Genomic DNA, 12,131 nt, shown 5'->3' on the forward strand with positions numbered 1-12,131 from the left:
GCACCTGGGCGTCGTCCTGCACCGCGACCGCGAGTTCGTCGTCGCCGACATTCCCGGTCTTATCGCCGGGGCAGCCGACGGCGTCGGCATCGGCGACCGCTTCCTTGGCCATATCGAGCGTTGCCGCGTGCTGCTGCACTTGGTCGATGCCAGCCAGCCCGGCCCCGTGGACCAATGGCGCGTCGTGCGCGAGGAACTGGCAGCCTATGGTGGCGGGCTGGACGCCAAGCCGGAGATACTGGCGTTGTCCAAGGCCGATCTGGTGACACCGCAGGCGCTTGCCGCCAAGAAACGCGCACTGGAACAGGCAAGCGGGCAGCATGTCTATGTTGTCAGCGCCGCCACCAAGCAGGGCGTCGAGCCCGTGCTCGACAAGCTGATGGAAATTGCCGGCCGCGCGCAGGCGATGAAGGTGGCAGAGGACAAGGCGTGGTCACCGCTCTAGACGCCATTCCGGCCCGCCAGTTCGACCCGACCAGCTGTTCAAGGCTGGTGGTGAAGATTGGCTCGTCCTTGTTGGTGGATGCAGCTGGCGCCGTTCGCAGCGAATGGCTGGCCGGCGTGGTGGCGGATATCGCCGAACGTCGTGCCGCCGGCCAGCAGATCGTCATTGTGTCATCGGGCGCCATCGCGCTGGGCGCGCGCCGGCTGGGGCTGGACAAGGGCGGCCGTGCCAGCCTGGAAGACGCGCAGGCCGCTGCCGCCGTGGGCCAGGTGGCACTGGCGGGGGTTTGGGAGAAATTGCTGGCAGAGCAGGGGCTTACGGCGGCGCAGGTGCTGCTCACCCTGGGTGATCTGGAAGACCGGCGGCGCTACCTGAACGTGGCGGCCACCATCGCCCGCCTGCTTGATCTGGGCGCGGTGCCGGTGCTGAACGAGAATGACACGGTGGCCACCACCGAGATCCGCTTTGGCGACAATGATCGGCTGGCGGCGCGGGCGGCGCAGGCGGCGGGCGCGAGCGGGGTGATCCTGCTGTCGGATGTCGATGGCCTCTACACCGCCAATCCGGCGACCGATCCCGCCGCGCAACGACTGTCGGTGGTGAAATCGCTCACCCCCGACATCATGGCGATGGCCACGCGCGAAACGCGTTCGGGCATGGGTTCGGGCGGCATGGCGGCAAAGCTGATGGCGGCGCGCATGGCCGGGGCCGCCGGCATATCGCTCGCCATCTGTGACGGCCGCGTCGATCGCCCGCTCACCCATTTTGCCACGGCAGGCGGCGGCACATTGTTCCTGCCGCCGCGCGCTGCCAGGGGCCGCAAGGCCTGGCTGGCCGGGCGTATCACCGTGGCCGGCACGTTGACGGTGGATGCCGGCGCGGCGGCTGCCCTGAAGCGCGGTGCCTCGCTGCTGGCAGCGGGTGTGCGCGGCGTTGACGGCAAGTTCCGGCGCGGTGACGTAGTGGCCATTGTCGGCCCGGCCGGCGAACTGCTTGGCCGCGGCCTGGCCGGCTATGACGCCGATGATGCCCGCGCCATCCTTGGCCTGCGCAACGAAGCCCAAGGCGCCGTCTTGGGCTATGCACCGCGCACCGCTCTCGTCCACGCCGATCATCTGGTGACGCTATGATCAACGATATGGCCCGTTCTGCCCGGGCTGCCCTGCCGGCGCTGGCCGCCGCCCCGACTGCGCAGAAGGCGCAGGCCGTTCGCGCCGCAGCTTCGGCCATCCGCGCCCGCCGCGATGAGCTGCTGGCGGCCAATGCCGCCGATGTGGCCGCCGCCGTTGGTCTGTCAGCAGCGCTGGTTGACCGGTTGGCGCTGGATACCGGCCGTATCGAGGGCATCGCCGCTGGGCTCGACACGGTCGCCGGCCTGGCCGATCCAGTGGGGGAGGTGATTGCGCGCTGGAGGCAGCCCAACGGCCTCTTGTTCGAACGCGTACGTGTGCCGCTGGGCGTGATCGGCATCATCTATGAAAGCCGCCCCGGTGTGACGGCGGACGCCGCCGCCCTGTGCCTGATGGCTGGCAACGCTTGCCTGCTGCGCGGCGGATCGGAAGCGGCACGGTCCAACGCCGTGCTGTTGGATTGCATGGCCCACGGCCTGCGCGAAGCCGGCCTGCCGGCCGCGGCGGTCCAGATGGTGCCGGCCGGTGACCGGGCGCTGGTCGGCGAGATGCTCGGCGCGCATGGCCTGATTGATGTGATCATCCCGCGCGGCGGCAAGGGGCTGGTGGCGCGCGTGCAGCAAGAGGCGCGGGTGCCGGTGCTGGCGCATCTGGATGGCATCAACCATGTCTATGTCGATGCCAGCGCCGATCCCGAAAAGGCCGTGGCCATCGTGATCAATAGCAAGCTGCGGCGCACGGCGGTGTGCGGATCGATGGAGACGCTGCTGATCGATGCTGCGGCCCCCGCCGCGCTGAAGCTGCGACTGGTGACGGCGCTGCTGGCGGGGCCGTGCGAAGTGCGCGGCGATGCAGCGGTGCAGGCGCTGGATACACGCGTGAAACCCGCCGCCCCCGAAGACTGGGACACCGAATATCTCGACGCCATCGCCAGCGTCGCCGAAGTCACCGGCGTGGATGGCGCCATCGCCCATATCGCCGCCCACGGCAGCCAGCACACCGATTCGATCGTGGCCGAAGATGCCGCCGTGGCCGAGCGGTTCCTTTCCCGTGTCGATTCGGCCATCGTGTTGCACAATGCCTCCACCCAGTTCGCCGATGGCGGGGAATTCGGCTTTGGTGCCGAAATCGGCATCGCGACGGGCCGCCTGCACGCCCGCGGCCCGGTGGCGCTGGAGGGCTTGACGATCTTCAAGACCATCGTGCGTGGGTCGGGCCAGGTTCGGCCCTGATGGCCCGCATCGGCCTTCTGGGCGGCAGCTTCAATCCGGCGCACGGCGCGCACCGGCATATCAGCCTGGTGGCATTGCAGCAGTTGCAGCTCGACGCCGTCTGGTGGCTGGTCTCCCCGCTCAACCCGTTGAAATCGGCGGCCGGCATGGCGCCACTGGACAAGCGCGTGGCGCGCGCTAAGGCCGTTGCCCGCCACCCCCGCATCAAGGTGACTGCGCTGGAAGCACAGCTTGGCACGCGCTTTGCCGTCGACACGGTGGCCGCCTTGCAGCGCCGCTTTCCGCAGCACCAGTTCGTCTGGCTGGCCGGCAGTGACATCGTGGCTGAACTCCACCGTTGGCGGCGCTGGCGGCATTTCCTAAGCAGCGTGCCGCTGGCCGTAGTGCCGCGCCCCGGCGTATCGCTGCTCGGCGCGCCGGCGCTGGCGTGGGCAGGCAAGGGTGGGGGCGGCTGGTCGCCCGCAGCGCCTTCACGCTGGACGCAGGCCGCCCTACCGGCGATAATCAGCTTGCACTCCCGTTTGCGGCCAGAATCGGCTACAGAGATCCGCAGCGCCGATCCCGGCTGGGCCACAGAAGCCCGATTTGATGAAAAGGCACGTTCGTTTGACCAAGACTGACCGCGTGGACGAGCTCCACGCCATGATCATGAAGAGCCTTGACGATGATCAGGCCGTGGATCCCGTTTCCATCCCGCTGGCCGGCAAGACCAGCATTGCCGATTTCATGGTGATCGCCAGCGGCCGCAGTGGCCGGCAGGTGGCATCGATGGCGGTGAAGATCGCCGACAAGATGAAGGCCGATTTCCGCCGCACCGCCCGTGTGCAGGGTCTGCCGGCGGCGGACTGGGTGCTGATCGATTGCGGAGACATCATCGTTCACCTGTTCCGGCCGGACGTGCGTGCCTTCTACAATCTGGAAAAGATGTGGGGCCTGGATGATGCGCCCAACCCGTCGCCGGCCTTCGCGCCTGTCACCGGCCCAGTGGTTGCAACCCCGCGCTGAGCGGTGAAGCTGCACATCATCGCGCGCGGCCGCATCGGCCAATCGCCGGAATCCGAGCTGGTGGAACGTTATGCGCAGCGCCTGCGCGGCCGGCTGGTGGTGACGGAGATTGGCGACACGGCACCGTGGCCGCTGTTCGGCATTCATCTCGGCCCGGGCCGTACCGTGGCGTTGGACGAACGCGGCCGTGATCTGCCTTCCACTGATCTGGCAGCCCTGCTGGCGCGCTGGCGCGATGATGGTGTGCGTGAAGCGCGTTTCCTGATCGGCGCCGCCGATGGCCATGATGCCGCCACGCGGGACAAGGCCGATCTGCTGCTCGGCTTTGGCCGGGCGACCTGGCCGCACATGCTGGTGCGCGCCATGCTGGCCGAACAACTGTATCGCGCCCTCTCCATTCTTGATGGCCACCCCTATCACCGCGAGTGAAACTCGGTTCAGCGGCCCGAAAGGCCGCAGGGAGTAGCGCTGTGTGTCACTTCTGTTATCGTCTGTTTCTATTCATGCGTGAGTCTGCTGTCCGATGAGCCTGAACAAGAGCTGGAAGATTGCGCTGCCGCTGGCGGCTTTGGCGCTGGTGCCGGCCTATGCCGCCGTGCAGGCCGCCGCCGAAACCGATACCTACAAGGAACTCGACGCGTTGATGGACGTGTTCGAGCGGGTGCGCGTGACCTATGTGGACAAGGTGGACGACAAGACGCTTATCCGCGGTGCCATCAATGGCATGCTGGCCAGCCTTGATCCGCACTCCGGCTATCTGGATGGCCGCGATTACGCCAATCTGAAGCAGACGACCGATGGCGAGTATAGCGGCCTTGGCCTCACTGTGACGTCTGAGGATGGCGCGGTGAAGGTGGTCACTCCCACCGACGATACGCCAGCCGCCAAGGCCGGCATCAAGGCCGGGGATTATGTCACCCATCTTGATGACGAGCTGATCTATGGCGGCACGCTGAACGAAGCGGTCGACAAGATGCGCGGCCCGGCCGGTACCAAGATAAAGCTCACCATCGTGCGCCAGGGCGAGCCGAAGCCGCTGGAATTCACGCTCACCCGCGAAGTGGTGGTGATCAAGCCGGTGAAGTGGGAAACGAGGGGCAATGTTGGCCTGATCCGGATCTCCACCTTCAACAACAAGACCGGTGAGGCAACGCGTGCCGCGGTTGAAGGCATCAAGGCCAAGCTGGGCGCCGGCGTGGTTGGCTATGTCGTCGATCTGCGGTCCAACCCCGGTGGCCTGCTTGATGAAGCCATCAAGGTTTCGGACGTGTTTCTCGATGCCGGCGAAGTGGTTTCGGAACGGCGCCGGGCCAAGAACGATATTGATCGCTATTTCGCCAAGCCCGGTGATGTGACCGATGGCAAGCCGGTGGTGGTGCTGGTGGATGAAGGCTCTGCCTCGGCCGCCGAGATCGTGGCGGGCGCGCTTCAGGATCACCGCCGCGCGATCGTGCTGGGCCAGCGCAGCTTCGGCAAGGGCAGTGTGCAGACGGTTTATCCGCTTTCCGCCGAAACCGCCTTGCGGCTGACGACGGCGCGTTATTTCACGCCATCGGGCCGCAGTGTGCAGGAAAACGGCATCGAGCCCGATATCCAGGTGCCGCAGCTTTCCGATCCGCGCGTTTCCGAACGCAAGCCGCTGCGCGAAGCCGATCTGAAGAAGCATCTGATCAACGAGATCAAGGATGCCACCGCCAAGCTGGTCGAGCAGGACGGCCAGGCCGATCCACGCTTCCTGGCCAAGGCCGAGGATCTGAAGGCCAAGGGCGTGCTGGATTATCAGCAGGATTATGCCATCCGCCTGTTGGGCCGGTTGGCACCGCCCGCGCTGCCAGCGGTGCAGGTGGCGGCTGGCGCACCCGCGCGCAGCGCCTCGCGGTGATTGCACCTGTCACACACGCCGGCTAAGCCCTGAGGCAGATTTCATCCGCGAAGGATTTCGCCGCCCGTGTTGCGCCGCCTTTATGATTGGACCTTGGCCAAGGCTGCCGGCCCGGGCGCCGAACGCTGGCTGGCAGGCATCAGCTTTGCCGACAGCAGCTTCTTCCCGGTGCCGCCCGATGTCATGCAGATCCCGATGTCGATCGCGCGCCCGGAACGCTCCTTGCGCTATGCGGCGGTGTCCACGGTTGCGTCGGTGGCTGGCGCCCTGCTTGGTTATCTGATCGGTGCCGGGCTCTATCAGGCCATCGGCGTGCCGCTGCTCAATTTCTATGGCTATGAAGACAAGTTCGTGGCCTTTGCCGCCGACATCAAGGCCAATGGTTTCCTGTGGATGCTGGCCTTTGCCTTCCTGCCCATCCCCTACAAGGTGGCCACCATTGCCGCCGGTTCTGTGTCGCTCTCGATCCCGGTGCTGATTGCGGCCTCGATCCTGGGCCGGGGCGGGCGTTTTTTTCTGGTGGCGCTGGTGTTGAAGCGGTTCGGCGCACAGGCGCAACTGCTCATTGATCGCTATTTCAACGCGCTGGCGCTCACGGCCACCGCGCTGTTTGTCGGTGGTTTTGTCGTTGTCCGCTATGCGTTCTGAAGGGCCGGCATTGGTGCTGACTGGCAGCCTGGCGCTGCTGGCTGGCGCATACGGCTTCGAGATGATCGGCGGGCTGGTACCGTGCGAAATGTGCTGGTGGCAACGCTGGGCACTGATGGCCACGGCTTTCTTCGCGGCCGATGCGCTGCTGCTGGGCATGGTGGCGCGCCGTCAGCCAGCGATGTCCCCGGCGGTGACGGCAACGGCCTGGATGGCCATCCTCGGCCTTGCCAGCAACGCCGGCATCGCCCTGTTTCATGCCGGGGTGGAGCAGAAATGGTGGCAGGGCCTCACCCGCTGCACGGCACCACCGGTGGCCGGCGACGCCAAATCGATGATGGCCGACATATTGGCGCAGCCGCTGGTGCGCTGCGACGCCATACCATGGCAGATGTTCGGAATTTCCATGGCAGGGTGGAACTTCATCGTCTCCCTGATTCTGGTTGGAGCCGCCACATGGCTGATGCTGAAACCCCGATAAAGCCCCGCCGCCACCTGCCCGGCGACCGCCGCCTCGACACACGCGCCATGATCCGCGTTGATCAGGCCGGTGAACATGGTGCCGCCCGTATCTATGCCGGGCAACTTGCGGTGATGGGCTGTCGCCATGCCATGGCTGGCGAGATCCGCCACATGGCGCACCAGGAGCAACGGCACCTTGATGGCATGAACGCCGTGATGGCGCGGCGCGGCGTGCGGCCCACGCTGTTCGGGCCGTTCTGGCACGTCGCCGGCTTTGCGCTGGGTGCCGGCACCGCGCTGCTGGGGCCGAAGGCGGCGATGGCCTGCACCGAAGCGGTCGAAACCGTGATCGACGAACATTATGGCGAGCAGACCGCGGCGCTGGGCGACGGTGCCGATCCTGAACTGAAGGCGATGATCGACGATTACCGCGCCGATGAAGTGGAGCACCGCGAGGCGGCTGCGGCGCACACGGGTGGCGGCGCGTTCCCGGTGCTCGAATCGTTGATCAAGGCCGGCTGCCGCACCGCCATTGCCGTGGCGAAGCGGATTTAATTGCGGATCTGGTTGCGCAGCAGATAACGCCCGCCCGCCCGGCCTGAGAACATCTGCGTTACCCCCGGATGACCGATCGGATCGCCATCGGGATCAGGCAGCAGATTCTGCTGGCTGACATAGGCGACATAGGCCGATTCCTCGTTCTCGGCGAAAAGGTGGTAAAAGGGCTGGTTCTTGTGCGGCCGGATCGTTTCGGGGATCGACTGCCACCATTCATCGGTGTTGTTGAACACCGGATCGACATCGAAGATCACGCCCCGGAAGGGAAACACCCGGTGCTTCACCACATCGCCAATGGTGAAGGTCGCCGGGGTTGGCGCTTCAACGGGGGCTTCGGGGGCGGTGCGGGCGATCATCGATTTCCACTCGTGCGTCATGTTCCTGCAATATAGGACGTCGCGCGCTGACGTGAAGGGGTGGCGGTGTCGCGCACGCCTGTTCAAAATGCAGCAAAGCCGGGCTTGGCAGGCCCCGTCCCCTCCGCTATAGCCCGCCCCTCGACCCGGACACTGGCCTCGAGCCACTGTCCGGCGCACTTCGCGGAGAGGTGCCGGAGTGGTCGATCGGGACGGTCTCGAAAACCGTTGTGCCTTTACGGGTACCGTGGGTTCGAATCCCACCCTCTCCGCCAACTCTCAATTCGAACCAATGAGATGGCCCGCTACAGGGCAGAAAATCCCTAGCTTCCGCGGGGTTTTGCCGATGGCAGGTAATGACCTGACCCCCTGATTTTCCTCCACGATCGGTTAGAGTGTGGATAGGCGCTCAAAGCGGGACCACCTCAATTTTACCGAACTCTTTGATACACTGCGATTTCCGACTGGCCTTCAACAGGAAATCGGCGCCGACTGGGACCCCGGCTGAAACCATATTTCTTAAGCGTTTTCATCTGGTTGCTGAAGATGTGGAGGGGGCGCTTTGGACGCCGATCCACACATCCGTCCATTTTACCGCCGCCCTACCTTGCCGGCAATTTTAGTCTGACAATGCCATGCGCCGTTCAGAAGCCAACTGGACGATGCGGGAAATAGGGTTTTTCTAACGCGGCAATCTCATCGGCGTCGAGCGGGATCGCCAGCGCAGCTAGGGCATCGTCCAACTGGGCGGCTTTCGTCACACCGACAATCGCCGAAGAGATGGCCGGTTTATGCAGCAGCCACGCCATGGCCACCTGTGCCATTGGTAATCCGTGCGCGCGCGCCACATCTTCCAGCGCCTCGACAATCTGCCGATCGTTGTCGGCGTTCTGGCTGTATAGGAAATGGCCGAACTGGTCGGTTTTCGAACGCGCGGTGCTGGTGCCCCAGGGGCGGGTCAACATACCGCGCGCCAAGGGGCTCCACGGTAGCACTCCTACGCCTTGGTCAAGGCACAGCGGCAACATCTCGCGCTCTTCCTCACGGTAGACCAGATTGACCTGCGGCTGCATCGAGACGAAACGCGTCCAGCCATGCGCTTGCGCCAGATATTGCGCCTTGGCGAATTGCCAGGCGTGCATCGAGGAGGCGCCGATGTAGCGGACCTTGCCTGCCTTCACGATGTCGTGCAGCGCCTCCATCGTCTCTTCGATCGGCGTCTGCGGGTCCCAGCGGTGGACCTGGTAGAGATCCACGTAGTCCATACCGAGCCGCTGCAGGCTGTCATCTATCGCCTGGAACAGTGCCTTGCGCGACAGGCCGCCAGCGTTGGGTGCCTTGCGCCACGGCGCAAAGGCCTTGGTGGCCACAACGATCTCGTCGCGGCGGGTGAAATCGCGCAGCGCACGCCCGAGTATCTCCTCCGACGATCCTGCCGAATATTCATTGGCAGTATCAAAGAAGTTGATCCCAGCCTCTGCCGCTTTGCGGATGATCTCGCGGCTTGGTTCCTCAGGAAGGGACCATTCGTGGCGACCGCGATCTGGCTCGCCGAAGCTCATGCAGCCAAGGCATAGGCGCGAGACATTGAGGCCGGTGCGACCAAGAGATGTGTATTTCATGCCTTGTTTTCCTGTCCCGCCAGAATGTCCGCACTGATTACGTTGATGTCCCACTTTTCCGCACCTTCGAACCAAGGTGCCTGACGCGCGTAGGCCTGTTCAAGTTCGGCAAGCCGGGCCTGTGCTGCCTTGAGCGAATGGGGATGGGTAACGATGAAGAACTCTCCTGCCGCCACTCCAGCAAGCGTGCGACTTGCTGCTTCATTTGCCGTCATACCGCGCGCCATGACATGCGCGCTTATCGGATCGCGCCGCCGCTCTGGCAGACGACCGGGACGGGGCTGGTCGTTGAGGGCTGTGCCGACGACACCGGGGCACAGCACGCTGACCTTGATATTGGCGGGGGCCTCCGCCCGCATCACGTCTGCAAGGCCGAGCACTGCATGCTTGGAGGCGGTGTATATGCCCGAACCCGCATGCTGCATGCCGAGCGAATGCTCCGATCCGGTGAGGACTAGGTGGCCACCTTCGGGTTGTGCGGCCATCAGCGTGGTGAACACCGAAGCGGTCGACCAAGTTCCCCGCACGTTAATTCCCAGCAGCCAGTCGATCTCGGCAGGCGTGGCGCGCACGGCCCGCCCGCTCATGATCACTCCGGCATTGGCAAAGGCAAGATCACAGCCACCCAGCTTTTCCTGCACGAAGGCCGCCAGCGCCTCGACTGCGGCATGATCGGACACGTCGCAGACCAGCCACGCTGCCGCTTGGCCGAGTTCCTGGGCGGCTGCCTCCAACGGTTCCTGCGTAATATCGGCCATTACAATGTGTGCCCCTCGCGCAACCAGTTCCTGCGCCAGCGCCTTGCCGATGCCTGAAGCCGCGCCGGTGATGACGGCACGCTTGCCTGCAAAATCCATGGCCTTGCTCCCTTTAAGCTTGGTCGTAATCATTTTGACGATCGTCAAACGCACAAGATGCACCGCTCGATCACACTGTCAGCGCCGGACCTAAAATTTGGCGGCCTTCGCTATGAAGGCCGTCACAAACGGCGTGAGTACGTTCAAACAGATAAGTGCCCCCACTCGATGAGGTCATTAACTGTGTCACATATGGTCTCTTCGACATCTCGAAACTCGATGCCCAAGTCGCGGCGAATTTTGCTATTTTCAAAATGTGGCACGCTTCCAAGGTGCGTTCTTAGATAGCTTCCAATGCCACTCGGCTGAAAATGTGAGAGAAGCTTCATCGCTGCCGTGCCAAGCTGCCCACTCATATCGAAAAAGGGAAGTTTGCCCCGCACACCCGCGGATCTCATAATGTCCGTGATCTGGTGCATATCCATATTACCTGCCGAGCAGATGTAGCGCCCTTTGGCGTTCGGTGCAGTCATTGCTCGCACGTGAGCCTGAGCCACATCTCGAACATCAACAAACCCCCAGTTGAGCGCCATCAAGGCAGGATATTGACCGTTGGCGATGTCAATGAAGAGCTGGTTAGACGTGCTGATGCCGGTGCTTAGCGAAGGCCCAGCAACCATAAACGGATTTATAACAACGAGATCAAAGCCAATATTATCGCGGTTGATGAAAGCCCAGGCTGCTCGTTCAGCTTGGGTCTTTGAATAATAGTAGGGATTGCGCTTTGCAGAGGATTTTTCGTTCCAATCGGCTTCGGTCAACACCCTGTCATCGGGCGCATCGGTGACAGCAGCCATCGACGAAGTGAGTATAACACGCTTGACGCGGGTGGACTTTGCGGCTGCTTCCAACGCCGAAACTGTGCCCCGCACCGCTGGTCGAACCAGATCCCGCTCAACGTCTTCGACGTCAATAAAAAATGGGCTTGCAGCGTGAATTACATAATCCACATCTTCCGTATAACTTGAAAAAGCCCCCTCATCGTTCAAGTCCGCTGAAACAAGCTCCAGATTACCAGCACTTGGCAATGCTTTCAAAAAGCCGACTGCCTCTAAATTGCTCGGATTACGCACCGTCCCCCGAACGGCGAACCCCTGCTCCAGCAGCAGCTTGGTGATGTGCGAGGCAATAAAGCCGTTTGCTCCCGTGACCAGTACCCGTTCTTGCATAGCGGCATCCTCAGAATCATACGTTTTAAACGATTATCGTATGATACGATTGTTTAGTCGGTTGCAGATGTCAAGACGGGAACCTATCAAGAGGCTATGACCCGCGACGATGACCCAAAACCCATAGCCCGCGCGAAGACCGCCAGGCGCGATCGCATTCTTGACGCTGCCGAGAGCCTGTTTGCGCAGGTTGGTCTGAGATCAGCTACGATGGAAGCAATCGCTGCTGCTAGTGCCGTCTCCAAGGCGACACTTTACGCTTACTTCCCTGATAAGATGGCAGTTTTTTCTGCCGTCGCATCTCGATTGGCAAGCGACATGCAATCCGGCGTCATTACTGCCCTTGAGGAGAAAGGGAGCCTTGTTGACCGCATATCCAATGCACTTATGGCAAAGCACGGACGGGCGTTTGATGCGGCTATTGGAAGCCCACATAGATTGGAATTGTTAGACACGCGCAGACATGAATTTAGTCAACTTTTCAACGCAATGGATAGGGCGATTGAGGACGTTATCTTTCGAGCGTTGCAAGCGGCTGGGTGCAGCGCACCTCGAGACGACGCTAGGCTCATTTTCTGTGCATCAATTGGGATCAGCGAACAGGCCAAAAGCAGAGGGGAGCTTGAAATGGATTTGCGAAGGCTCGTCTCGGCCATACTGTCTTCATATAGAAATTTCTGAGACTTTGAATTTGGAAGCTAGCATTACAGTTGCGTTTCTGGATGATTTCTGAATCAATGTCTTACCATGGCTTGGGAGGCTGTG

15 protein-coding genes and 1 tRNA gene are annotated in these 12,131 nt (G+C 62.8%); 12 read left to right on the forward strand and 4 right to left on the reverse strand.

Annotated features, from left to right (window positions below):
* The 10 genes from RT662_RS10150 to RT662_RS10195 form a co-directional block, all read left to right on the forward strand.
* On the forward strand, positions 1 to 445 hold a 445-nt coding region (locus RT662_RS10150), incomplete at its 5' end, for a GTPase (protein WP_313670593.1).
* Positions 430 to 1,575 carry a glutamate 5-kinase gene (proB, locus tag RT662_RS10155; RefSeq protein WP_313670594.1) on the forward strand — a complete coding sequence of 382 codons (1,146 nt, stop codon included), beginning with the start codon at positions 430 to 432 and terminating at the stop codon, positions 1,573 to 1,575. The genes RT662_RS10150 and proB, both read left to right, overlap by 16 nt.
* A complete protein-coding gene (locus RT662_RS10160; RefSeq protein WP_313670595.1) occupies positions 1,572 to 2,807 on the forward strand; it encodes a glutamate-5-semialdehyde dehydrogenase in 1,236 nt (411 codons plus the stop codon). Before proB ends, RT662_RS10160 begins: the two co-directional genes overlap by 4 nt.
* On the forward strand, positions 2,807 to 3,427 hold the full coding sequence (locus tag RT662_RS10165) for a nicotinate-nucleotide adenylyltransferase (protein ID WP_313670596.1): 621 nt from the start codon (positions 2,807 to 2,809) through the stop codon (positions 3,425 to 3,427). The genes RT662_RS10160 and RT662_RS10165 overlap by 1 nt, the downstream gene beginning before the upstream one ends.
* A gap of 22 nt (positions 3,428 to 3,449) precedes the next feature.
* Positions 3,450 to 3,812: a ribosome silencing factor gene (gene rsfS / locus RT662_RS10170; protein ID WP_313670607.1), complete on the forward strand. Its 363-nt coding sequence runs from the start codon at positions 3,450 to 3,452 to the stop codon at positions 3,810 to 3,812.
* A gap of 3 nt (positions 3,813 to 3,815) precedes the next feature.
* Entirely contained in the window at positions 3,816 to 4,241 is a 426-nt protein-coding gene (locus RT662_RS10175; RefSeq protein ID WP_313670597.1) for a 23S rRNA (pseudouridine(1915)-N(3))-methyltransferase RlmH, read from the forward strand.
* A 94-nt stretch (positions 4,242 to 4,335) separates the two neighbouring features.
* Positions 4,336 to 5,694: a S41 family peptidase gene (locus tag RT662_RS10180; protein ID WP_313670598.1), complete on the forward strand. Its 1,359-nt coding sequence runs from the start codon at positions 4,336 to 4,338 to the stop codon at positions 5,692 to 5,694.
* Between the two features lie 66 nt (positions 5,695 to 5,760).
* On the forward strand, positions 5,761 to 6,342 hold the full coding sequence (locus RT662_RS10185) for a YqaA family protein (protein ID WP_313670599.1): 582 nt from the start codon (positions 5,761 to 5,763) through the stop codon (positions 6,340 to 6,342).
* A complete protein-coding gene (locus tag RT662_RS10190; RefSeq protein WP_313670600.1) occupies positions 6,332 to 6,823 on the forward strand; it encodes a disulfide bond formation protein B in 492 nt (163 codons plus the stop codon). Before RT662_RS10185 ends, RT662_RS10190 begins: the two co-directional genes overlap by 11 nt.
* Positions 6,799 to 7,359, forward strand: coding sequence for a demethoxyubiquinone hydroxylase family protein (locus RT662_RS10195; protein WP_313670601.1), 561 nt, complete (start codon positions 6,799 to 6,801; stop codon positions 7,357 to 7,359). The genes RT662_RS10190 and RT662_RS10195 overlap by 25 nt, the downstream gene beginning before the upstream one ends.
* Here the strand turns inward: RT662_RS10195 and hspQ are convergent.
* Positions 7,356 to 7,739: a heat shock protein HspQ gene (hspQ, locus tag RT662_RS10200; RefSeq protein ID WP_313670602.1), complete on the reverse strand. Its 384-nt coding sequence runs from the start codon at positions 7,737 to 7,739 to the stop codon at positions 7,356 to 7,358. The genes RT662_RS10195 and hspQ overlap by 4 nt on opposite strands.
* A gap of 164 nt (positions 7,740 to 7,903) precedes the next feature.
* Between hspQ and RT662_RS10205 the strand changes: the two genes are divergently transcribed.
* Positions 7,904 to 7,993 (forward strand) — tRNA-Ser (locus RT662_RS10205).
* A 369-nt stretch (positions 7,994 to 8,362) separates the two neighbouring features.
* Here RT662_RS10205 and RT662_RS10210 read toward each other — a convergent pair.
* The 3 genes from RT662_RS10210 to RT662_RS10220 all read right to left on the reverse strand — a co-directional run bounded on the left by RT662_RS10210 (position 8,363) and on the right by RT662_RS10220 (position 11,366).
* The gene (locus RT662_RS10210) at positions 8,363 to 9,340 is read right to left on the reverse strand and encodes an aldo/keto reductase (protein WP_313670603.1); all 978 of its coding nucleotides are present in this window, start codon (positions 9,338 to 9,340) and stop codon (positions 8,363 to 8,365) included.
* Entirely contained in the window at positions 9,337 to 10,245 is a 909-nt protein-coding gene (locus RT662_RS10215) for an SDR family NAD(P)-dependent oxidoreductase (RefSeq protein WP_313670604.1), read from the reverse strand. The genes RT662_RS10210 and RT662_RS10215 overlap by 4 nt, the downstream gene beginning before the upstream one ends.
* A 95-nt stretch (positions 10,246 to 10,340) precedes the next feature.
* Positions 10,341 to 11,366, reverse strand: a complete 1,026-nt coding sequence (locus tag RT662_RS10220) for an aldehyde reductase (RefSeq protein WP_313670605.1) — start codon at positions 11,364 to 11,366, stop codon at positions 10,341 to 10,343.
* Between the two features lie 96 nt (positions 11,367 to 11,462).
* Here RT662_RS10220 and RT662_RS10225 point away from each other — a divergent pair, with 96 nt between their 5' ends.
* Positions 11,463 to 12,047 carry a helix-turn-helix domain-containing protein gene (locus RT662_RS10225; protein ID WP_313670606.1) on the forward strand — a complete coding sequence of 195 codons (585 nt, stop codon included), beginning with the start codon at positions 11,463 to 11,465 and terminating at the stop codon, positions 12,045 to 12,047.
* Positions 12,048 to 12,131: the final 84 nt, after the last annotated feature.

It is taken from the genome of Sandarakinorhabdus sp. (assembly GCF_032115815.1).
In the GTDB taxonomy this organism is placed as follows: Bacteria; Pseudomonadota; Alphaproteobacteria; order Sphingomonadales; family Sphingomonadaceae; genus Sandarakinorhabdus.

Bases quoted from the DNA above. Each gene is read 5' to 3' on its own strand.
- RT662_RS10160 (WP_313670595.1), top strand. From the start codon at position 1,572: ATGATCAACGATATGGCCCGTTCTGCCCGGGCTGCCCTGCCGGCGCTG.
- RT662_RS10165 (WP_313670596.1), top strand. From the start codon at position 2,807: ATGGCCCGCATCGGCCTTCTGGGCGGCAGCTTCAATCCGGCGCACGGC.
- rsfS (WP_313670607.1), top strand. From the start codon at position 3,450: ATGATCATGAAGAGCCTTGACGATGATCAGGCCGTGGATCCCGTTTCC.
- RT662_RS10180 (WP_313670598.1), top strand. From the start codon at position 4,336: ATGAGCCTGAACAAGAGCTGGAAGATTGCGCTGCCGCTGGCGGCTTTG.
- RT662_RS10190 (WP_313670600.1), top strand. From the start codon at position 6,332: ATGCGTTCTGAAGGGCCGGCATTGGTGCTGACTGGCAGCCTGGCGCTG.
- RT662_RS10195 (WP_313670601.1), top strand. From the start codon at position 6,799: ATGGCTGATGCTGAAACCCCGATAAAGCCCCGCCGCCACCTGCCCGGC.
- hspQ (WP_313670602.1), bottom strand. From the start codon at position 7,739: ATGACGCACGAGTGGAAATCGATGATCGCCCGCACCGCCCCCGAAGCC.
- RT662_RS10210 (WP_313670603.1), bottom strand. From the start codon at position 9,340: ATGAAATACACATCTCTTGGTCGCACCGGCCTCAATGTCTCGCGCCTA.
- RT662_RS10220 (WP_313670605.1), bottom strand. From the start codon at position 11,366: ATGCAAGAACGGGTACTGGTCACGGGAGCAAACGGCTTTATTGCCTCG.
- RT662_RS10225 (WP_313670606.1), top strand. From the start codon at position 11,463: ATGACCCGCGACGATGACCCAAAACCCATAGCCCGCGCGAAGACCGCC.